The organism is Shewanella sp. MF08487 (assembly GCF_050848685.1).
Taxonomy (GTDB): domain Bacteria; phylum Pseudomonadota; class Gammaproteobacteria; order Enterobacterales; family Shewanellaceae; genus Shewanella; species Shewanella glacialipiscicola.
This window is the reverse complement of record NZ_JBOZPB010000003.1, coordinates 117882-139041: the sequence shown is the minus strand read 5'-3', so window position 1 is coordinate 139041 and position 21160 is coordinate 117882. Positions and strand designations below refer to the sequence as shown.

The window sequence follows — 21160 nt, the reverse complement described above, 5'->3', positions numbered from 1 at the left end:
TATCTTAACCGCAGATAACTGAAAAATGAGATTTTTAGGCTAAACCACAAATTCGCATTATCTCCAATTATCTAATATTGATAATTTTAAATCAAAGTTATCGTAATAGATCATATTTTTTGTAATTTTATTACACATAAGCCCTGTTATGATAATGCGGTCACACTATTGCCGGTACTTTTTGTGTAACTTTTTACCATCAAAGAGGATTTAGTGAATACGCCTATTCACTAAATCTTTTTAGGAGTATTAATCATGACAGTGACCAATGCACAAGAACTGGATCTCATGGTCGAGCGTGTAGCGAAAGCACAAGCCGAGTATGCGACATTCAGCCAAGCGCAAGTCGATAACATTTTCCGCGCAGCTGCCCTTGCTGCTGCCGATGCGCGTATCTCGCTGGCCAAAATGGCCGCCGCAGAAACCCGTATGGGTGTGGTTGAAGACAAAGTAATTAAAAACCACTTTGCCTCCGAATACATTTATAACAAATATAAAGATGAAAAAACCTGCGGAATTTTATCTGAAGATGTCACCTTCGGTACTATTACCATTGCTGAACCCGTAGGCATCATCTGTGGCATAGTCCCCACCACAAACCCCACATCGACTGCAATATTTAAAGCCTTAATCAGCCTTAAAACCCGTAACGCAATCATCTTCTCGCCCCATCCTAGGGCCAAAATATCTACCACAACTGCAGCAAAATTAGTGCTTGATGCTGCCATAGCCGCGGGCGCGCCCAAAGACATTATTGGTTGGATTGATGAACCCAGCGTTGCACTATCGAATCAATTAATGACTCACCCTAAGGTGAATTTAATCCTCGCAACGGGTGGCCCTGGCATGGTGAAAGCCGCCTACTCTTCCGGTAAACCAGCTATTGGCGTAGGTGCGGGTAACACGCCTATTGTTATCGATGAAACCGCCGACATCAAACGCGCGGTCAGTTCGATTCTCATGTCGAAAACCTTCGATAATGGCGTCGTTTGTGCGTCAGAACAAGCTGTGATTGTGGTTGACAGTATTTATGAGCAAGTAAAAGAGCGCTTTATCTCTCACGGTGGCTACATGCTATCGAAGGATGAAACCGCGGCGATGCAGCAGGTCATTTTAAAAAATGGCGGTTTGAATGCCGATATCGTTGGCCAAAGCGCCGCCAGTATCGCGCAAATGGCCGGCTTTGAAGTGCCGCACTGGACTAAGGTTCTGATTGGTGAAGTCACCGACATTTGCGACAGCGAAGCCTTCGCCCATGAAAAATTATCGCCACTGCTTGGCATGTATCGTGCCATCGACTTTAACGATGCCATGGATAAAGCTGAAGCCTTAGTCGCACTTGGCGGCATTGGCCACACTTCAGGACTTTATACCGACCAAGATACTCAAACCGAACGTGTACATGCCTTTGGTTTTAGAATGAAAACAGCACGTATCTTGATCAACACCCCAGCCTCACAGGGCGGTATTGGCGATCTGTACAACTTCAAACTAGCGCCTTCGCTGACGTTAGGCTGTGGTTCTTGGGGTGGCAACTCGATTTCAGAAAACGTTGGCCCGAGCCATCTGATCAACAAGAAAACCGTCGCTAAGAGGGCCGAAAACATGTTGTGGCACAAGCTTCCTGCATCCATCTATTTCCGCCGCGGCAGTTTACCCATCGCACTTGAAGAACTGAGCGATAAAAAACGCGCGCTGATCATCACCGACAGATTTTTGTTTAACCACGGTTATTGCGACGAAACCATGCGGATTTTAAAGGCCCAAGGCCTTGAAACCGAAATCTTTTACGATGTTGAAGCCGACCCCACTTTAGCCATAGTCCGTCAAGGCGCTAAGGTGGCCCAAAGCTTTAAACCCGATGTGATTATTGCACTCGGCGGCGGCTCACCAATGGATGCGGCGAAGATTATTTGGGTGATGTACGAGCATCCCGATGTGGATTTTGCCGATTTGGCGCTGCGCTTTATGGACATTCGTAAACGTATCTACAAATTCCCTAAAATGGGCACCAAAGCCATGATGGTGGCTATTCCGACCACTTCAGGCACAGGCTCAGAAGTCACCCCTTTTGCGGTAGTGACAGACGAAATTACCGGTAAAAAATACCCGATTGCCGATTATCAACTCACGCCCAACATGGCGATTGTTGACCCAAATCTAGTGATGGACATGCCTAAATCTCTGACCGCCTTTGGTGGCATAGATGCGGTGACCCATGCTCTTGAAGCTTATGTCAGCGTGATGGCTAACGAATATAGCGATGGCCAAGCACTGCAAGCCCTCGACTTACTGTGCAAATATTTACCCGATGCGTACAACTTGGGCTCACAGTCACCTGTCGCCCGTGAAAAGGTCCACAATGGCGCCACCATCGCAGGTATCGCCTTTGCTAACGCTTTCCTCGGGATTTGCCACTCAATGGCGCACAAACTGGGCGCCGAGTTCCATCTCGCCCACGGCTTAGCCAATGCGCTATTGATCAATAACGTAATACGCTTTAACGCAACGGATCTGCCCACTAAGCAAGCGGCCTTTAGCCAATACGACAGGCCAAAAGCCCTGTGCCGTTATGCTGCCATCGCAGATCACTTGAAACTAGGCGGAAAAACGGATGAAGAAAAAGTCGAAAAATTGCTTGAGAAAATCACACACCTCAAGAAGACGATTGGCATTCCTGCTTCTATCCAAGAAGCCGGCGTCAACGAAGCCGACTTCCTCGCCAAGTTAGATGAATTAGCCGAAGATGCTTTCGATGATCAATGTACGGGTGCCAACCCACGTTACCCCTTGATTAACGAGCTAAAACAGTTGTTCCTCGATAGCTATTATGGCAGTGACTATAGCGATAACAACTAGGCAATCGCCTAACGATGCTAAGCCCGCGCTAAATAAACGCAGCGCGACATAAATGAAAAAGCCCTCGAATGAGGGCTTTTTACTGCGTGACGTACCGTGGCTTACCTAGTTAATGAGTGACTTAATCGATGCGTTAGCAACACGAACGTAAAATCACTTCACTAGCCGCTAGCTCAACTTACGAGCACTAAGCTAATCATTCATAAACTTAATATCACTAAAAATGGTCATCACAACAAACTACGACTAACGCTGCGCCAGTACATAATCGATGGCGCTGGTGATGGCCGCAACCTGCGCCAGATTACATTCGGCAGGCGTGGCTGTTGGGCTATCTGGGTACACTTCTGTGGTGGTGTTATAGATACAACCCGTGACACTGCTGCAAAGCCCTAGTGACTTAAGCGGATAGTTAATCACCCCGTGCTGCACCACAGTCGAGCCAATGATCTCGCCTTTCTCGTCGGCAGGAGCAATGTGCGTCACTTTGCTCACGCCATCGATAATGGCTTTTTGGAAAGCATCCATTGAATGTTCGGTATCGCCCACAGCATAAAAGCCATCTGGAATAGTGCCTTTGTCATATTCAATGCCATCGCGGGCGCACAGCGCTGGACGAAATTCTAACTCATCTGAATCTGTGGTTTCATGCAAATCCACATGCACATCAAAACCTTGCGCAACTGAAGCAACTAAAGCCATCAAGGCCGCCGATTCCTGTGCAGGACTGTTGGCATAGAATGAACGGTTCGGATCGATAGCCTTTGGGTTCCAGCGATTAATCGTCTCGTAACCCCAAGGACTCACGCACACGGCAACCATTAAATTCACCCGTTGCACGTAATTCGCCACTTCATTCGTTAAAAAGGCCAATGCGCCATGCACACCGCTGGTCTCGTAGCCATGCACGCCGCCAGTCACCAGCACGGTTGGCTTTTGTGGATCAAATTGTTGGCTTTTTACCGCAAATAATGGGTAACGCTCGGCGTTAATCGACAAAGCGCCATATTGCACAATGCCAAGCCCAAGCGATGACAGCTCAGCTTCCATCGCCTTGAGTGGCGTCACGACATCGTCTTGATATGAACGCTTGATTTGGGTGCTCGCAAGCCATGCGGCTTTTTCAGCCTCGCCCCATTTCTCGCCAGCAGTGCCGATGGGATAAAACGTTAAATTTGCCATAATTCCTCTATTTTTAGTTCTATTCGGTAAAGTTCTTTTTATTCCAGCTCTTTTTATTCAAGTTCTATTCGTTCAAGCTCTTCTCGCTCAAGCTTTTTCGTTGAATTGCTATTCAGTCGAATGATAGTGCTCGTGTTTGGATGATAAATGAGTACAGCTGACTCAAAGCGTCAGCTGCATGGGAATATCGCGGATCCCGCCGCGCTCTCGCTCGGGTCCAAGGGGCACAAAGCCAAAACCTAAGTACACAGCTTGTGCATTCAATGCCGAGTTCACGGTAAATATGCCCGGATTGCCTTGAGCTACACACTGAGCTTTGGCATGTTCCCACAACATTCGCGCCACGCCTTGCCCCTGTGCATGGGAGGCAACAAAAAGATGGTACAAGTGACTATTCGCCTTCATCCCCACTACGCCTGCGAGTTGGCCCGAGTCCGTTATGGCGACATGGTACTGATAACCCATAGCAAAGTAGCTACCAATCGCTTCTATCGACATGGCATTGACTAAGATTGTAGCGCCCTCTGCAGTGCAAGTTGGGGCAATAAAATCTTGGGTTAATTGAGTGAGTAATACGCTTATTTCAGGGATATCAGTTAAGGTTGCGGCTCGAATATTCATCTTAACTCCTTGATTAAAAACATTTCATGACACAATAAAAAGCCAGAACAGAGTCTGGCTTTTTAAGATACAGTATCAAAAGGCACTTAATCAAAATACACTTGGTCAGAAAACGCTTAGTTTAAATACAGACTAAAAATACTTTGATTGTCAGTTGAGCATTAAATGACTCGCCGATGATAATCCTATCAGGACGAGCCTTGCTTCTATGGGCTTTCGTCGGTGCAAACCCCATAGACGTACAGGCCGTTATTATTTAACCTGAACTCGGGATAACGAGTGTCGAAAAATCTAAATTTAACAAATAAAATCAATGGTATAAAATTATTCGTTTAAAGCGAAAAATCTATTTTCTGACTGAATGCGCAGATTTTTGCGCATATCAAGGCGCTCTGTCGTATGCCATAGCGAGCTATGGTTAGACAGAGCAACGCAGAGAGGCCCGAAAAGATGCCTATTCAGCGGCTCTGCTTATCCCGAGCTCAGGTTATTTCGTCCAGCGGTCCATCCAACCGAAGACATTAGCATACCATTGCTCTAAGTTTTCAGGTTTTAAGATCCAATGGTTTTCATCAGGGAAAATCAATAACTCTGATGGGATCCCTTTACGCTGCATAAAACTGAATGCCGCTAAACCTTGACCATAAGGGACGCGAAAATCCTTCTCACCGTGGATCACCAGCATGGGTGTTTTCCAGTTTTCAACATAATTCACAGGGTTAAACTTCTCATATAACGCTTTGTTATCTGAGTAAGTGCCACCAAACTCATGCTCTGCGAACCACACTTCTTCGGTCACGTAATACATAGAACGCATATCGAACAGGCCCGCGTGGTTAACTAAGCACTTGAAACCGTCGCTCCAGTTACCTTGGATCCAGTTCATCATGTAGCCGCCGTAAGAACCGCCAAGTGCACAAGCATTTTGCGGATCGAGCCACTTTTGTTGCTGGCTCACCGCCGCGAGGCCTTTTTGCAGATCTTCTAATGGCTTACCACCCCAATCTTGGCTGATTGAGTCAGTAAAGGCTTGGCCGTAACCGGTTGAGCCGTGAAAATCCACCATCACGACACCGTAACCTGCACCCGCCCATAATTGCGCATTCCAACGGCCACTGAATGAATTACCAAATGAGCCTTGCGGCCCACCGTGAACGAGATAGGCAATCGGGTACTTTTTACCTTCTTGGTAGTTAGCCGGTTTGATCCAGTAACCGTAAACGTCTTCATTATTCCAACCTTTAAAGCTGAACTGTTCAAACTTACCAAACTTGATCTCGGCCAATTTGTCTTTGTTCACTTCGGTCAAACGCTTAAGCCCTTCACCATCGGTGGTGATACTATAGAGATCGCCCGGTTCAACTAAGGTTTTGCTATCGAAAATCAGTTCATCGTTAGTGACCGCAATTAAACTGTTCGTGCCATCACTGTAGACAGAACGCACATCGCCAAATTGGGTATTAACTTGGAAAATTGAGACTTGACCTAGGTCTTGTGCCGTCACATACAAAGTACGATTGTCAGGAGCAAACATCAGTGAGCTTGGGCTGCGATCCCATAATGGCGCCACTTCTTTAGTTTGGCCAGTGCTAGTATCGCGCAGTATAATGCCATAGCGATCGGCTTCAAAGCCCGGTTTTTTCATCGCTAAATAGGCCATGTAACGACCATCGCTCGAAAATGTTGGCTGCGCATCCCATGCAAGATTGTCTTTGGTTAAGTTGGTTGCGGTGCCGCCTGTCACTGGCACTTGCCACAAATCATAGCTAGTGGTCCAAGCTTGATCTTTGCTGGGGGCTTTCGCGCTATAAACCACAAACTTACCGTCTGGGGTGAAGGTCACTTCTTCCATACCCGAGAAAGGTTTTGGCGGCGTTTCAGTATCTAAACCTTGAGTCACATCCACTACTTTAGTGAGTTTTTCACCGTTTACCGCACCAACAAATAAATGATTACGGGCGTGGTCTTCCCACGTATCCCAATGGCGAACCATTAACTGCTTGTATTCACGGCCCGTCGATTTACGCTCAGCTTCGGCGGTAAATTTATCCTTTGAGCAGGCTAAGTCCTTACACTCGGGGAATACTCGCATGCTGAGTACAACTTGTTTACCGTCGTTTGATAATTTGTAGCCATCAATATCCAAAGGTAAATCAGAAACTTGTACCGCTTCACCGCCCGTTAATGGCAGTTGAAATAACTGGCTTGAACCACTGCGATTGGCAAGGAAATAAATCGACTTGTCGTCATTGGCAAAACTCACATCGTGCTCAGTGCCTGCGGCAGAGGTCAGTTGTAACGGCTTCGCTTTCGTGTCAGTCAGATCCAATAGATACAGATCAGAGCTGCCCTCTCCCTTATCGTTTACCGTTTTAAGACCATAAACTAATTTAGTGCCATCATGGGATACAGTCGCAGAGTGCATCTTATTGAGTTTAATGAGTTGTTGCACAGTAAAAGGCGTTGGATCGGCCGCTTGGGCTGATAACGCCAACCCTGCGGCGCCGAGCGCCAATAGGAGAGGAGCTATTTTCATTGTTATGTCCGTCTTTTGTTGAACAGGTTCGAGGTTTGCAAATATTCGATAATCATCATTGCTGCAAACACGAATGTTAAAAACGATCTGAGATCGTATCTTTTGCAGATAAGCTTGCCACACTATCGAAACAAAAACGCTCAGGCAAGCCAAATGGCGAACCTGAGCGTATTTTTTTGTGACAAAATGTCAGTGGCGCAGCGTTTTACCTAAAGAATAGATATCAGAACTCAAACTTAAGCTATTTTGCTTAAAAAGCCATCAAGTTCAATCCGCTCCATCCTCACCTTTACGCTTTAGCTTTAGCGTTGGCGATATTGACTTTCCAAATGGCTGGGCCGGTTTCGTGGGCATTAACACCATTTGAATCCACAGCCACAGTCACTGGCATATCTTGCACATCAAACTCGTAAATCGCTTCCATTCCTAAATCGGCAAAGGCCACAACGCGAGAATGTTTAATCGCTTTAGACACTAAATACGCAGCGCCGCCAACGGCCATCAGATATACCGCTTTGTGTTTTTTAATCGATTCAACTGTCGCAGGGCCGCGCTCAGCTTTACCTATCATGCCCATCAAGCCAGTTTTCTCTAACATTAAGTCAGTGAATTTATCCATACGAGTTGCTGTGGTTGGGCCCGCAGGACCGACAACTTCAGTGCCTACTGGATCAACTGGGCCAACGTAGTAAATAAACTTATCGGTAAAATCCACGCCTTCTGGCAGACCTTCACCGCTTTCAATCAGGCTTTGAATGCGCTTATGGGCAGCATCGCGACCTGTGAGCATTTTACCGCTCAGCAGAATGGTTTCACCGCTCTGCCACTGCTCGATATCCGCTTGAGTCACTGTATCTAAGTTCACGCGGCGCACATCATCACCCACTTCACGGGTAATTTCTGGCCAATCGGCCAATGATGGCGGCGTTAATTCCGCAGGACCTGAACCGTCTAAATGGAAATGTACGTGGCGAGTCGCTGCACAGTTAGGGATCATCACCACTGGCTTTGACGCCGCGTGGGTGGGTGCCGATTTGATTTTAACGTCTAACACTGTGGTTAAACCGCCAAGACCTTGCGCACCTATGCCTAAACTGTTCGCGCGCTCAAAAATGTCTAAACGTAGTTTTTCTTCGGTAGTTTGCGCGCCACGGGCCATCAACTCATGGATATCTACGCTTTCCATCAGTGCTTCTTTGGCTAATACGGCCGCTTTTTCCGCCGTGCCGCCGATACCGATACCTAGCATACCCGGTGGACACCAGCCCGCGCCCATCGTCGGTAGCGTTTTTTCTACCCAAGCGGCGATATCATCTGATGGGTTTAACATCACCATCTTAGCTTTGTTTTCACTGCCGCCGCCTTTAGCCGCAATCGCCACTTCAATGTGGTTGCCAGGCACCATGTCAATATGCACCACAGATGGGGTGTTATCTTTGGTATTTTTACGGCTGCCCGCAGGATCTGACACTATTGATGCGCGTAGTGGGTTATCAGGATTGGTATAGGCACGACGAACACCTTCGTCGACCATTTCCTGGATCGTCATATCGGTTTTGTCCCATTGGACACCCATACCCACTTTCACGAAAGTAGTCACAATCCCAGTGTCTTGACACAGAGGACGCTTACCTTCGGCCGACATGCGCGAGTTAATTAAGATCTGGGCAATCGCATCCTTCGCCGCCGCACTTTGTTCACGCTCATAAGCTTGGCTCATGGCATCAACAAAATCCTTCGGGTGGTAATAAGAAATGTATTGCAAAGCATCCGCCACACTTTCAATAAAGTCGGCTTGTTTAATCACAGAAGTTTCAGACATTTTATGGTGAGATGACATAGTAGGAGCGCTCCAGCAGCCTTTGCGGCCTAACTTATTTTAATCGTTTTTTTAAATACCAATCACGTCAAATATCGAGTCAGTTCAGCGCCACTAAGGCATTTCAACGCAGCATATTAAGGTTAAATGCCTTACTGGCTCTCGCTTCGCGCGGGCTGCATTTTATGCTGCGTTGGCGGCTTTTGGACTTCAAGCCTTCAACTTGCCTAAAATGCGTTAAATTCCCGCTGAATGAACAGATATTTAACACGACTGGTATCATTCTTTCTGGGCCAATATGATACTCTTTCACATCTTTTTGGGCTACATCACATTTTGAATAGGGTTAATCGATGGCAATTAGGGCGTCAAAACAGCTTGCATCACGCCAACTTGACTGGACATTAAGTACCGCAGCACTGTTCGAACACTTTGCAAATGACACTTGGGCAATTCTGTTAGATTCGGCGAACGCGCCGCACCAAGACGCTAGGTTCGATATTATTTGCGCCAGCCCCATCGCCACGTTAGTCACTCAAGGCGAGCGTAGCGATATCAAGCTTATCGATAAAAACTTGAGCATACCCGAGGCCATAGAGCCAAACCGTGATCCCTTCGACCTGCTCAACACTTTATTAAGCCATTGGTATGCAAAATCTTTTGAATGTAATCTGCCCTTTAGTGGCGGCGCCATGGGCAGCTTTAGCTACGATTTAGGCCGCGGTATTGAATCCCTACCAACCACGGCAACGCAAGATATACAGCTGCCAGAGATGAATATTGGCTTTTATGACTGGGCGCTGGTTTTTGATTACCAAGCTCAATGTTGGCATTTGCTGCATTATTTAGGGGAAGCAGCCCTTGAAATTGAGTTGAAAAATATTCAAGAAAAAATAGTTAAAAAGCGAAATGCCGCCCCATTTACACTTACCAGCCCATGGGCCACCCAAATCAATAAAGCCGAATACACGGACAAATTTAACGCAGTACAAGCTTATTTGCACAGTGGCGATTGCTATCAAATAAATTTAACCCAACGATTTGAAGCGTGTTATCAAGGCGATGAATGGCCAGCCTATTGCCAACTGCGCAATGCCAATAAAGCGCCCTTCTCGGCCTTTATGCGTCTGCCGCAAAATACGATTTTGTCCATTTCACCTGAGCGTTTTATTCAGCTTCGGGGCGTTGATATTCAGACCAAACCCATTAAAGGCACCTTGCCGCGCCATAGTGATCCTACGCTTGATATTCAAGCCGCCAATACGCTTGCCAACTCGCCAAAGGATCGCGCCGAAAACGTGATGATTGTCGATTTACTGCGTAATGATATTGGTAAAGTGGCCGCGGCGGGTTCGGTACGTGTACCGCATCTATTTGAGATAGAAAGTTTTCCCGCTGTGCATCATCTTGTCAGTACAGTGACGGCTAAGCTTGATGCTAAGTACAGCGCCAGCGATTTGTTGCGCGCGGCGTTCCCCGGCGGTTCAATTACCGGCGCACCTAAAATTCGTGCGATGGAAATTATCGAAGAACTGGAACCGTCACGGCGAAGTTTGTATTGTGGTTCTATGGGATATTTAAGCCAAGATGGTCAAATGGATACCAGTATTACTATCCGCACACTGGTCGCCGAAGACGGTAAACTCTATTGTTGGGCGGGCGGCGGCATAGTGGCGGATTCAGAAGTGGATGCCGAGTACCAAGAAACCTTTGATAAGATCAGCCGTATTTTACCTTTGCTGGGCAAAGGCTTATAAAAGTCCCTGAAGTGTTAATACGCCATAATTAATGGAAATATCGATGGAAATGACAGAGTTTAGACTCAGATTTAATTTGCATTCGTTAGCCCAGCAAGATCCTGCTGCCTTCCCATATGGTGGATTACGCAAGGCCGCAGTATTAATTGCACTGCAGGATATAGACGGTGAATTGCATCTTATTTTAACCCAAAGGCCCATGCATCTGCGTGCCCACCCGGGGCAAATCAGTTTTCCTGGCGGTAAAATAGAGCCTGATGATATCGATGCCGTTGCGGCCGCATTGCGAGAAGCAGAAGAGGAAATTGGGCTATCAAAGGATAATGTGGATATTTTGGGCACATTTCCGGCCTATAACACCTTTACTGGATTTGAAATAACCCCAGTGGTCGGTATCATCAAACAAGCATTTGCATTGAAACTCGACCCCGGGGAAGTCGCCGATTGTTTTACTGTGCCGTTAAGCTTTTTTATTGAACCAAGTCACCGCCATCAAAAATCATTTTTACGGCAAGGACATTATTACAGAGTGCATGTCATGCCCTATCAACAACGGTTTATTTGGGGCGCTACCGCAGCCATTATTGACCACTTATGTCGTCAATTAAGTATCCCTGCCGACATCATTTGATGCTGGCCACAAACAGATAAACGCCGACTTAAATCATCAAATGCACATACAAACCCGCAACCACAGAGGTGAGCAGTAGCATAGGGATGTTAAACCAAAATCCTAGTTTACTGTGATGCGCCACATAATAGTTAAATGCCAAACTGATCAAACTTATCGCACCACAAGCCCAAATTAGATACACCAATAATTGAGTTTCATGTGGGTCCCAATTCACCCTGAAGGTGGCGCCACGCGCTAAATAGGCACCCACTTCACGATCTGGTCTCGCCTCACCAAAAACCAATAATGCATAGACGGCAATTGCCCAGCCTAAAATGGATAAGGTCGCGAGGATTATTTGAAAGATTCTGGTCTTGCGCATACCACCTCCCACCGTTTGACACACTTTAATCGTTAAATATCGATATTATTAGACTCAGGATACCTTTTTCAGCTTGAGAAAAGCCACCAGCAAGGTAATATAAACCTCCAAAATTTTCATATAAAACGTTTCGTTGGAGAATTAAGTAACAATGAGCATCGCATCTGTCGCATCTGTATTTAAAGGTGAGCACGCCGTCGGTTCAACAGTCACTGTACGTGGCTGGGTTAGAACACGTCGTGACTCTAAAGCCGGTATCTCTTTTTTAGCTGTTTATGACGGCTCCTGCTTTAATCCTATCCAAGGTGTCGTGCCCAATAGCTTAGATAATTACGACAACGAAGTATTAAAGCTCACTGCTGGTTGCTCTGTCGTGATGACGGGCGCTGTGGTTGAATCTCCAGGCGCTGGCCAAGCATTTGAACTGCAAGTCACCGCACTTGAAGTCGCGGGTTGGGTGGACGATCCAGACACTTACCCAATGGCCGCTAAGCGTCATTCGATTGAACATTTACGTGAATTGGCTCACTTGCGTCCACGTACTAACCTGATTGGTGCGGTTGCCCGTGTGCGTAACTGCTTATCCCAAGCCATTCACCGTTTTTACCACGAAGAAGGCTTTATTTGGGTTTCAACGCCACTGATTACCGCATCAGATACTGAAGGTGCTGGTGAAATGTTCCGCGTATCGACCTTAGATATGGAAAACCTGCCCCGCACTAGCGATGGCAAAGTCGATTACGATAAAGACTTTTTTGGTAAAGAAGCCTTCTTAACCGTATCAGGCCAGCTTAACGGCGAAACCTACGCCAGTGCGCTGTCAAAAATCTATACCTTTGGCCCAACGTTCCGTGCAGAAAACTCAAACACCAGCCGCCACTTAGCGGAATTCTGGATGGTTGAACCTGAAGTCGCCTTCGCTACCTTAAATGATATCGCAGGTTTAGCTGAGGCTATGCTCAAATATGCCTTTAAGGCAGTATTGGCTGAGCGCATGGACGATTTGGAGTTCTTCAATCAACACGTTGATAAAACCGTCATCGAACGTCTGCAATCTTTCGTATCGAGCGATTTTGCCCAAGTAGATTACACCGAAGCCGTTGAGATTTTACAGAAATGTGGCAAAACCTTTGAGTTCCCAGTGTCTTGGGGGATTGATTTATCTTCTGAGCATGAGCGTTACTTAGCCGAAGAACATTTCAAAGCACCAGTGGTAGTAAAAAACTACCCGAAAGATATCAAAGCCTTCTATATGCGCCTAAACGAAGACGGTAAAACCGTTGCTGCGATGGACGTATTGGCCCCAGGTATTGGTGAAATCATCGGGGGTTCTCAACGTGAAGAACGTTTAGACATGCTCGATGCCCGCCTTGAAGAGATGGGTTTAAGTAAAGAAGATTACTGGTGGTATCGCGACCTGCGCCGTTATGGCACAGTGCCACACGCAGGTTTTGGTTTAGGATTTGAGCGTTTAGTATCTTACGTCACTGGCGTTAGCAACATTCGTGATGTTATTCCATTCCCACGTGCTCCACGTACTGCAAACTTCTAAGCACGGTTTAAAACAGCTGCTATAGCAGCTGTCTTGAGCTAAAAACGCGCCTCGGCGCGTTTTTTTATTGTGTCGCTTATTCATTAAGTCACTCTCTACCTAATGATGTAGTCAGCATTGATATCTACATCATTAGATATCAATAGCAGCAAACAATCATCAAAACACTCAAAGCGCCGTATTTAGGTTGCATCAAACCTACGCTATTCCTTTATTAAAAGTCCATTTTAGCCAACACGTTATAGCCGACTAAGTAACTCATATTCTAAGAATTATCCTATGACACAGTACAGCATTATCTAATTTGGCCCTTTGCTGCAACGGCGCAGTTAAAAATACACTCACATGACAGTGCAGCCCACTTGACTCATGTTGATATAATGCTGACATATTCGGCGTTTTTCAGCTTGTTCATAGCAATCTGACAAATACTGCTCAAGCATCACCTAAACTCACAGCAAACCACTATCGCATCATTTTCCCCTCAGATAGCTCACCTAGCATAAGCCGCTAACAGACAATTAATCGATAGGTGTCTCGTCATCAGCGTCAAAGTCGTCAAAATACCAATAGCCTAAATTCACCCATTCAGTTAACTGGACCAAAAATGCTGGACTGGTTAACCAAGGCGCTAACGCCATTTTATCGAGTTGATTCACATCACATAATAATGGGATTACTGCGGCCAATTCCACTGCAAGTTGGTATTTGTCACCGTTAATGTAAACTGCACCTTCGGCAACATTAATATCAAAATACAAACAACGAAGACCACCGAGACGTATTAACGGCTGCTCATCAAGCCAAGCAAGCACTTCTGTTTGTGTAATATCCAGCGGCTCATCGGGTAAATCTAACGCACACTTAGATTGAGTTAAATAACGACCCGTAAATTCGCTCACTAACTCGTCACTAAGCATATTCGTCAGCTGCGAGCGTAAACGTGCTAAATCGGTATTATCTACACAACCATTGCGGTTTGATAAGGCGCGATCGGGATCGCTAATCTGCTGAACGCCTAAATCCTGCTCAGAAAGGTGATCCGCCAAGGCGCCTACCATTTCTTTGGCAGATGCTGTGCGATAACCAACTGAGAAGCTTAAGGATTGCTCTAATGTTACCCCCTCGTGTGGAAACCCAGGAGGTATATATAAAATATCTCCTGGCAACAGTTCAGTATCAATAATTGGCTCAAATGATTCAGTGTGTAGCAAAGCGGGATGGGCAATAAATTGTTTGTGTAGCCCTATGTTTCCTACACGCCAACGACGACGTCCTGAACCTTGGCAAATAAATACGTCATAAAGGTCAATATGTGGCCCAACGCCGCCACCAGGCGTTGCAAAGCTCACCATCACATCATCTAAGCGCCAACGGGGAATAAAGTCAAAGCATTGGATCAAGGCTTCAGCATCTGGAACCCAGTTATTTAGGGCTTGTACAATTAACGTCCAATCTTTTTCACCCAAATGATCATAGCTTTCAAAAGGGCCAAACTCTGCCTGCCATTGTCCTTCTTGCTGGTAAACCCGCCTAGATTCGACCAGTTCATCCATCGCTAAACCTGCTAGGGCTTCTGGTGACACTAAATCTTGAAAATGGCTAAATCCTTGACGAATAACCAGTGGTTTTTTCTGCCAGTATTCTGCTAAAAACTGCGCAGGGGTTAAGCCATTAATATCGAGTTGCATAGGGGATGATGTACCAAGTAAACATAAATAAATGGTAATACTAACAGTAAGCTAAAACCAAAAAGCTCGATAGGATCAATAAAGTTGTCGCAGATATGTTTTCATTTCAGCGATGAGATTATCGATTGAAGAATGACGATAAGCATCAATCCAAACAAAAAGGCCAAGCATCAATAATGCTTGGCCTTTAACTGTGTATCTTTGCTTACAAAGGGATTAGAACCCTTCTACGCCTTTCATGTCAGGGAGATGATGGGCAATCCCTTTATGACAATCGATACAGGTCTTTTCACCATTCGCCAGAGAAGTAGAATGCATCTGCGACGCCCGAGGAGATTGGCGGGTAAAGTCCATGTAAGTAAAGTTGTGGCAGTTACGGCATTCGAGCGAATCATTCGCTTTTAACCGTTCCCACTCGTGCTCTGCTAACTCACGGCGCTTACCTTCAAACTTTTCACGGGTATTAATGGTACCAAACACTTTACCCCACACTTCCTTAGAAGCTTGCATCTTACGGGCAATTTTATCGGTCCAGTTATGTGGCACATGGCAATCTGGACAGGTTGCCCGCACACCACTGCGGTTAGTAAAATGGATCGTCGTCTGTAATTCTTGATAGACGTTGTTTTCCATTTCATGGCAACTGATACAGAAAGCTTCTTGGTTGGTTGCTTCAAGGGCCGTGTTAAAGCCACCCCAGAAAATCACCCCAGCCACAAAGCCACCTAAGGTCAAAAAGCCCAGACTATAGTGAACACTCGGACGGTTAAGTACCTGCCAGATTTTTTTCAGTTTATCTAACATGCTAACTCCTAGTGTTTTTTCTGCTCAGTGTTGGCTTTAATAAGATGTTCCATATCAACAAAGTCGTTTTCGACCAGTAGTTTGGCATCTAACTGCGGCACATGGCACTGAGTACAGAAATAGCGGCGCGGCGATAATTCGGCAAGGAAGTTGTTATCCCTATCCATATAGTGCGTCACACTCACCATCGGGGCTTGCGACTCCCCAGTACGGCTTCTAGCGTGACATGCCATGCATTTATTCACTTTCAGATCCAATTGATAACCATCAATTTTATGTGGGATCACCGGTGGCTGCATAGGATAGTTACGCACTTCTTTTATATCTGTATTACGCACATTTTGCATCGCCGGTGGTGTTGGCTCAATATCAATGGGCGCTAAACGTAACGTGTCGATTTTATCTTCAGGAATACTCGTCGCCACGGCATTCGTCATGACGAATGAGCAAAGAGCAAGTAAACCCATCAATGATATTAATTTGAATGTTTTCATGTTCTACTCCTTATGCTTTGACGATCTTCACCGCACATTTTTTATAGTCAGTTTGTTTTGACAAAGGATCTGTCGCATCTAACGTGACTTTATTAATGAGCTGGCTAGCATCAAACCAAGGCACAAACACTAAGCCTACTGGTGGCTTATTACGACCACGGGTTTCAACGCGCGTTTTGATTTCGCCGCGACGCGACACCACTCGCACTTCATCACCACGGCGTAAACCCCGTTTCTTAGCATCTTCTGGGTGCATAAAACACACCGCATCAGGGAAGGCACGATACAGCTCAGGTACACGTTGAGTCATTGAACCTGAATGCCAGTGTTCAAGTACGCGACCTGTTGATAACCATATATCGTATTCTTCATCTGGTGACTCAGCAGCAGGCTCATAGGGCAGTGCAAAAATAATGGCACGACCATCGGAGTGACCGTAAAACTCAAAGTCTTTTCCTGGTTTCACATACGGGTCGCTACCTTCACGGAAACGCCATTTGGTTTCTTTACCGTCAACCACAGGCCAACGTAAACCGTGCGCCTCATGGTACGCATCAAAAGGCGCTAAATCGTGGCCATGACCACGGCCAAAGGTCGCATATTCTTCGAATAAGCCCTTTTGAACGTAGAAACCAAAATGTTTTGCTTCGTTGTTTAGGTACTTAGGATCAGCATCTGTGAGCGGGAACTTTTCGACATTGCCATTTTGATATAGCACTTCGAATAAGGTTTTACCTTTAAATTCTGGATTTGCCGCTAATACATCCTGTGGCCACACTTCATCGGTAGTGAAGCGTTTAGCAAATTCCATCAGCTGCCATAAATCAGAGTGCGATTCACCTGGCGCCTGCACCATTTGATGCCAGAACTGTGTACGACGTTCAGCATTACCATAAGCGCCTTCTTTTTCGACCCACATTGCGGTAGGAAGAATTAAGTCAGCGGCTTGTGTCGTCACTGTTGGGTAAGCATCAGACACCACGATGAAGTTAGCCGGATTGCGATAACCCGGTAACATCTCTTCATTGATGTTCGCACCAGCCTGCATATTGTTGTTAACTTGGACCCAATAGCAATTTAAATCACCATCTTTAAGGCGACGGTTTTGTTCAACTGCGTGGTAGCCAGGTTTAGGTGGAATAATGCCGCTAGGTATTTTCCAAATTTCTTCAGCACGTTTTCTATGCTCAGGATTCGTGACGACTAAATCGGCAGGTAAACGATGTGAGAAGGTACCGACTTCACGGGCCGTACCGCAAGCAGATGGTTGACCTGTTAACGAGAATGGGCTGTTACCTGGAGTTGAAATCTTACCGACTAACAAGTGAATGTTATAAATCAGGTTGTTACACCATACACCACGGGTGTGCTGGTTAAATCCCATCGTCCAGAAAGAAGTCACTTTAGTATTAGGATCGGCATATAACTTAGCCAATTCAATCAGTTTCTCTTCTGATACACCTGATAATTTACTGACTTTTTCTACATTGTAATCGGCGACAAAGGCTTTAAACGTATCGAAATCGATTGGCGTTGAATCCGCAGCCGTTTTAACGTTTTTGGCTTTTTTCTCAAGTGGATGCGTTGGGCGTAAACCATAGCCAATATCGTGGGTTCCCATATGGAAGTTCACATGCTTTTTAACAAAATCCCAATTCACTTTATCGTTTTGAATAATATAGTTAGCAATAAAGTTTAAAATGGCTAAGTCAGTTTGCGGTGTAAATACTATCGGTAAGTCAGCCAAATCGAAAGAACGATGTTGGAAGGTCGATAACACTGACACTTTAACATGGGGGGCACTGAGGCGACGGTCGGTAACGCGGCTCCACAAAATCGGGTGCATTTCCGCCATGTTAGAGCCCCAAAGTACAAAGGCATCAGCAGCTTCAATGTCGTCATAACAACCCATAGGTTCGTCAATACCGAAGGTGCGCATAAAACCTACCACGGCCGAAGCCATGCAATGTCGCGCATTAGGATCGATATTGTTTGAACCAAAACCGGCTTTCATCAGCTTAAGGGCGGCATAACCTTCCCACACTGTCCATTGGCCAGAACCAAACATACCAACCGCTGTTGGGCCTTTGGCTTTAATGGTTTCTTTCCATTTTTGCGCCATGATATCAAAGGCGCTATCCCAGCTTATCGGTGAAAACTCACCGTGCTTATCAAATTTGCCATCTGTCATACGTAGCATGGGCGTAGTTAAACGATCGCTGCCATACATAATCTTGGATAAGAAATAACCCTTGATGCAGTTAAGGCCGCGGTTAACTTCACTATTGGCATCGCCATGGGTGGCAACCACTTTACCCTCGCGGGTAGCAACGATCACAGAACAACCCGTTCCGCAAAAACGGCACGGCGCTTTGTTCCACTCTAATTTTGTCTGTTCTGAACTAGTAATTAAATTACTTGCGCCAGCTGGCAAGGCTAAACCTGCCGCTCCTGCAGCGGCTATCACCGCATTGGCTTTAATAAAGTCACGTCTATTCATGTTCATTCTTCACCCTCTTTAAGCTCTTCACTCTGGTGGTAAACCATAGTGGCGGATAAGACACCAGGAATGGCATTGATGATTTCGATACTTTCCATAATGGCTCGTTGAGTATCCCCTTCGAGCACAACTACTAATTTCACTTCGTTGTTTACGGAAAGCTCAGCATTTTCAATAGTCATAATCTGCTGCCTAACCTCTGCCATCTTTTGTGGCAAAACTTGTACGACTAAACTTGTAATATGAATCTCTTTACTCATCCGACACTTCACTCTTATTTCATGATTTTTATTATGTTAACCAGCACCTGGTGGGCCAGTTAAAATTTGGCTAAACCAAATTGCAAAACCTAAACCGCTAACCAGAAGCACCGACAAAATAGGTGCTAACAATACGGTTAAAAATAGAAAAATTTTGAGTTCTAAGCTCTTGTTTTCATCTGTTTGAGTTGTCATATACGCTCCCTAAAGTACGTCTATCGTATTCACTACCTTATCTTACTTAACGATTTGATAACACTTATATACAATCAAATTCTTTGTCATTTTTGAAATTATTAGCGCAATTTTATTTATCTAAAAGCATGATAGATAAATCTACGATTTTTTAATGTCCCTCTAATTAGGTAATTAACAATAAGCGTGATCCCGATCTACAAAGCGATTAACAAAAATATTACTCACACCACCTTTACAACAGCAACTGCTTAAGACAATAAAGAATTTTAGTTTTAAACCTCATCACCTTCCCCTTATAAACCGCGTTACATAAGCGTTAAATTAAATAATAGTTCACATACTCATAAAGAGACATTTATCACGTGTGAGGCACTTTATTGATCGTGATCAACATTATAGCGCCCCACACACCACAGACTTATTAACATCTTACAAGCATAAAACAGCAGTCAATATAACTACCACTAAACAACCCACAGTGCTGTGTCCCACAAAATTCAAGGTCGTTAGTAATGTCGTACTAGGAGTTAATTAATAAGATGAGTTCATTTACTCGATAAATTGCGGTTTTTTAAAACCCACCAAGAACCCTTTGCCGATGGGCATAGCGTGATAACCGATAAAGATAGAAGTTGAGAACAGGGCTATCGTCAACGCTGGCAACACGATAAAACTGGATCACTGCAGCCCAGCGCTCACCGGTATACAAAATGGCAATCGACTGGAAAGTCGCGCTGCCTTTACACCCTGAATATCGCACCTTACCTATGGTGTGGTATGTGCCGCCACTATCGCCAATCCAAACGGCAGTAGAAGCAGGTCATATCGGTATGAACGGTGAAATCCCCGATATGAAATCATTGCGTATTCCGCTACGTTACCTTGCAAACCTGTTAACTGCTGGCGATGAAAAACTAGTTGAGCGTGCACTTGAGCGCCTGATCGCAATGCGTGCCTATAAACGCTCACAACAGGTCGACAAAGTTGAAGACTTAGAGGTGCCAACGAGCCATAAAGCCTACGCAGAAAATGCCTACGACATGAAAAGCAGTTGCGGCTTTAGTTTTGGTAATGGCTGTGGCGATGGTAACAACGGCGTCAACTTATTTGGCAGCAAAGCGACTGGCGTACGCTAAGTCATTCCTGTCACATTGGAGAAGTAAACATGAAAGTACTGAGTGTTATTTCAATACTACTCGATAACCCGCACGCTGAATTACTCGACGCGCGGGCAGAGTTAGAGGCCATTGTCACGGGATCTGAACTTGATGCCGCCCATCAAGCCCTTGTACTGCATTATCGCCGAGCTATTTGCGATGGATACCATGGTCTGGCAAGCCGAATATGACGGCTTATTCGAGCGAGGACGCTCTTTGTTCTTACTGTTATTTGAACACGTTCACGGTGAATCCCGTGAACGCGGGCAAGCCATGGTCAACCTTTTAGATCAATATCACCAAGCAGGTCTAGATATCAGCGCTAAAGAGTTGCCAGATTATATCCCGCTATATCTTGAGTTTATGTCAACCCAAGGCAGCGAAAATGGCCGTTATGGATTAGAAGAAGTGGCGCCGATTTTAGCGCTACTGGCATGCAGACTTAAAAAGCACCAATCAAATTATGCCAACTTACTCCATGCACTATTGAGCTTAAGCAAGGTTGATGTCGATCTTAAGGATTTACGTGAACAAATCGTTGACGAACAACCCGACAACACCCCCAAAGAGCTCGATAAAGTGTGGGAAGAAGAAATGGTGAGCTTTATGGACAACGCGCAAACAGGCTGTAATAGCAGCAATAAACCCAGTGAAGCGCAGCGTCGGGACCAACACATTCCACTCAATACCGAACTATTGCAGCCTACCAGCAATAGCCAACGGTTGTAAGGAGAC

The 21160-nt window shown here is 45.6% G+C and carries 17 protein-coding genes and 2 pseudogenes; 8 read left to right on the top strand and 11 right to left on the bottom strand.

Annotated features, from left to right (window positions below; translation table 11 throughout):
* The first annotated feature begins 255 nt into the window (after positions 1 to 255).
* On the top strand, positions 256 to 2859 hold the full coding sequence (gene adhE, locus ACRN9H_RS03240; RefSeq protein ID WP_432312439.1) for a bifunctional acetaldehyde-CoA/alcohol dehydrogenase: 2604 nt from the start codon (positions 256 to 258) through the stop codon (positions 2857 to 2859).
* A gap of 246 nt (positions 2860 to 3105) precedes the next feature.
* On the opposite strand, the gene ACRN9H_RS03235 is transcribed toward adhE, so the two are convergent.
* The 4 genes from ACRN9H_RS03235 to ACRN9H_RS03220 all read right to left on the bottom strand — a co-directional run bounded on the left by ACRN9H_RS03235 (position 3106) and on the right by ACRN9H_RS03220 (position 9038).
* A complete protein-coding gene (locus tag ACRN9H_RS03235) occupies positions 3106 to 4041 on the bottom strand; it encodes a M14 family metallopeptidase (protein WP_338725252.1) in 936 nt (311 codons plus the stop codon).
* Positions 4042 to 4203: 162 nt separating this feature from the next.
* Entirely contained in the window at positions 4204 to 4662 is a 459-nt protein-coding gene (locus ACRN9H_RS03230) for a GNAT family N-acetyltransferase (protein ID WP_338725253.1), read from the bottom strand.
* 487 nt (positions 4663 to 5149) lie between these two features.
* Positions 5150 to 7198 carry a prolyl oligopeptidase family serine peptidase gene (locus ACRN9H_RS03225; RefSeq protein WP_432312438.1) on the bottom strand — a complete coding sequence of 683 codons (2049 nt, stop codon included), beginning with the start codon at positions 7196 to 7198 and terminating at the stop codon, positions 5150 to 5152.
* Between the two features lie 289 nt (positions 7199 to 7487).
* Positions 7488 to 9038, bottom strand: a complete 1551-nt coding sequence (locus ACRN9H_RS03220; RefSeq protein ID WP_432312437.1) for a fumarate hydratase — start codon at positions 9036 to 9038, stop codon at positions 7488 to 7490.
* 332 nt (positions 9039 to 9370) lie between these two features.
* Here ACRN9H_RS03220 and pabB point away from each other — a divergent pair, with 332 nt between their 5' ends.
* Positions 9371 to 10774 carry an aminodeoxychorismate synthase component I gene (gene pabB / locus ACRN9H_RS03215; RefSeq protein WP_432312436.1) on the top strand — a complete coding sequence of 468 codons (1404 nt, stop codon included), beginning with the start codon at positions 9371 to 9373 and terminating at the stop codon, positions 10772 to 10774.
* Positions 10775 to 10817: 43 nt separating this feature from the next.
* Positions 10818 to 11405, top strand: a complete 588-nt coding sequence (locus tag ACRN9H_RS03210; RefSeq protein WP_432312435.1) for a CoA pyrophosphatase — start codon at positions 10818 to 10820, stop codon at positions 11403 to 11405.
* A gap of 28 nt (positions 11406 to 11433) precedes the next feature.
* On the opposite strand, the gene ACRN9H_RS03205 is transcribed toward ACRN9H_RS03210, so the two are convergent.
* Positions 11434 to 11769, bottom strand: coding sequence for a hypothetical protein (locus ACRN9H_RS03205; protein WP_432312434.1), 336 nt, complete (start codon positions 11767 to 11769; stop codon positions 11434 to 11436).
* A 151-nt stretch (positions 11770 to 11920) separates the two neighbouring features.
* Here ACRN9H_RS03205 and asnS point away from each other — a divergent pair, with 151 nt between their 5' ends.
* A complete protein-coding gene (asnS, locus tag ACRN9H_RS03200) occupies positions 11921 to 13321 on the top strand; it encodes an asparagine--tRNA ligase (protein WP_432312433.1) in 1401 nt (466 codons plus the stop codon).
* A 521-nt stretch (positions 13322 to 13842) separates the two neighbouring features.
* On the opposite strand, the gene ACRN9H_RS03195 is transcribed toward asnS, so the two are convergent.
* The 6 genes from ACRN9H_RS03195 to ACRN9H_RS03170 all read right to left on the bottom strand — a co-directional run bounded on the left by ACRN9H_RS03195 (position 13843) and on the right by ACRN9H_RS03170 (position 19265).
* Complete coding sequence (locus tag ACRN9H_RS03195) at positions 13843 to 15012, bottom strand: JmjC domain-containing protein (RefSeq protein ID WP_432312432.1); 1170 nt, start codon at positions 15010 to 15012, stop codon at positions 13843 to 13845.
* Positions 15013 to 15228: 216 nt separating this feature from the next.
* Positions 15229 to 15816, bottom strand: coding sequence for a cytochrome c3 family protein (locus ACRN9H_RS03190; protein WP_076500126.1), 588 nt, complete (start codon positions 15814 to 15816; stop codon positions 15229 to 15231).
* A gap of 8 nt (positions 15817 to 15824) precedes the next feature.
* Positions 15825 to 16310 carry a nitrate reductase cytochrome c-type subunit gene (locus ACRN9H_RS03185; RefSeq protein WP_432312431.1) on the bottom strand — a complete coding sequence of 162 codons (486 nt, stop codon included), beginning with the start codon at positions 16308 to 16310 and terminating at the stop codon, positions 15825 to 15827.
* A gap of 10 nt (positions 16311 to 16320) precedes the next feature.
* Positions 16321 to 18810 carry a nitrate reductase catalytic subunit NapA gene (gene napA, locus ACRN9H_RS03180; protein WP_432312529.1) on the bottom strand — a complete coding sequence of 830 codons (2490 nt, stop codon included), beginning with the start codon at positions 18808 to 18810 and terminating at the stop codon, positions 16321 to 16323.
* Positions 18811 to 18812: 2 nt separating this feature from the next.
* Positions 18813 to 19070, bottom strand: a complete 258-nt coding sequence (locus ACRN9H_RS03175) for a chaperone NapD (protein ID WP_432312430.1) — start codon at positions 19068 to 19070, stop codon at positions 18813 to 18815.
* 36 nt (positions 19071 to 19106) lie between these two features.
* Positions 19107 to 19265, bottom strand: a complete 159-nt coding sequence (locus ACRN9H_RS03170) for a periplasmic nitrate reductase, NapE protein (RefSeq protein ID WP_220775185.1) — start codon at positions 19263 to 19265, stop codon at positions 19107 to 19109.
* 561 nt (positions 19266 to 19826) lie between these two features.
* Between ACRN9H_RS03170 and ACRN9H_RS03165 the strand changes: the two are divergent.
* The 4 genes and pseudogenes from ACRN9H_RS03165 to narJ form a co-directional block, all read left to right on the top strand.
* Positions 19827 to 19904: pseudogene (locus ACRN9H_RS03165) on the top strand (hypothetical protein); the annotation flags it as partial.
* 35 nt (positions 19905 to 19939) lie between these two features.
* Positions 19940 to 20404: pseudogene (gene narH / locus ACRN9H_RS03160) on the top strand (nitrate reductase subunit beta); the annotation flags it as partial.
* 29 nt (positions 20405 to 20433) lie between these two features.
* Positions 20434 to 20616, top strand: a complete 183-nt coding sequence (locus ACRN9H_RS03155) for a hypothetical protein (protein WP_432312429.1) — start codon at positions 20434 to 20436, stop codon at positions 20614 to 20616.
* Entirely contained in the window at positions 20585 to 21154 is a 570-nt protein-coding gene (gene narJ / locus ACRN9H_RS03150) for a nitrate reductase molybdenum cofactor assembly chaperone (protein WP_432312428.1), read from the top strand. The genes ACRN9H_RS03155 and narJ overlap by 32 nt, the downstream gene beginning before the upstream one ends.
* Positions 21155 to 21160 lie beyond the last annotated feature (6 nt).

Excerpts from the sequence above, each read along its gene's own strand:
- ACRN9H_RS03175 (WP_432312430.1), bottom strand. The coding sequence starts at position 19,070 with ATGAGTAAAGAGATTCATATTACAAGTTTAGTCGTACAAGTTTTGCCA.
- ACRN9H_RS03170 (WP_220775185.1), bottom strand. The coding sequence starts at position 19,265 with ATGACAACTCAAACAGATGAAAACAAGAGCTTAGAACTCAAAATTTTT.
- ACRN9H_RS03235 (WP_338725252.1), bottom strand. The coding sequence starts at position 4,041 with ATGGCAAATTTAACGTTTTATCCCATCGGCACTGCTGGCGAGAAATGG.
- asnS (WP_432312433.1), top strand. The coding sequence starts at position 11,921 with ATGAGCATCGCATCTGTCGCATCTGTATTTAAAGGTGAGCACGCCGTC.
- ACRN9H_RS03205 (WP_432312434.1), bottom strand. The coding sequence starts at position 11,769 with ATGCGCAAGACCAGAATCTTTCAAATAATCCTCGCGACCTTATCCATT.
- napA (WP_432312529.1), bottom strand. The coding sequence starts at position 18,810 with ATGAATAGACGTGACTTTATTAAAGCCAATGCGGTGATAGCCGCTGCA.
- ACRN9H_RS03220 (WP_432312437.1), bottom strand. The coding sequence starts at position 9,038 with ATGTCATCTCACCATAAAATGTCTGAAACTTCTGTGATTAAACAAGCC.
- narJ (WP_432312428.1), top strand. The coding sequence starts at position 20,585 with ATGGATACCATGGTCTGGCAAGCCGAATATGACGGCTTATTCGAGCGA.
- pabB (WP_432312436.1), top strand. The coding sequence starts at position 9,371 with ATGGCAATTAGGGCGTCAAAACAGCTTGCATCACGCCAACTTGACTGG.
- ACRN9H_RS03185 (WP_432312431.1), bottom strand. The coding sequence starts at position 16,310 with ATGAAAACATTCAAATTAATATCATTGATGGGTTTACTTGCTCTTTGC.
- ACRN9H_RS03210 (WP_432312435.1), top strand. The coding sequence starts at position 10,818 with ATGGAAATGACAGAGTTTAGACTCAGATTTAATTTGCATTCGTTAGCC.
- ACRN9H_RS03190 (WP_076500126.1), bottom strand. The coding sequence starts at position 15,816 with ATGTTAGATAAACTGAAAAAAATCTGGCAGGTACTTAACCGTCCGAGT.
- adhE (WP_432312439.1), top strand. The coding sequence starts at position 256 with ATGACAGTGACCAATGCACAAGAACTGGATCTCATGGTCGAGCGTGTA.
- ACRN9H_RS03230 (WP_338725253.1), bottom strand. The coding sequence starts at position 4,662 with ATGAATATTCGAGCCGCAACCTTAACTGATATCCCTGAAATAAGCGTA.
- ACRN9H_RS03195 (WP_432312432.1), bottom strand. The coding sequence starts at position 15,012 with ATGCAACTCGATATTAATGGCTTAACCCCTGCGCAGTTTTTAGCAGAA.
- ACRN9H_RS03155 (WP_432312429.1), top strand. The coding sequence starts at position 20,434 with ATGAAAGTACTGAGTGTTATTTCAATACTACTCGATAACCCGCACGCT.
- ACRN9H_RS03225 (WP_432312438.1), bottom strand. The coding sequence starts at position 7,198 with ATGAAAATAGCTCCTCTCCTATTGGCGCTCGGCGCCGCAGGGTTGGCG.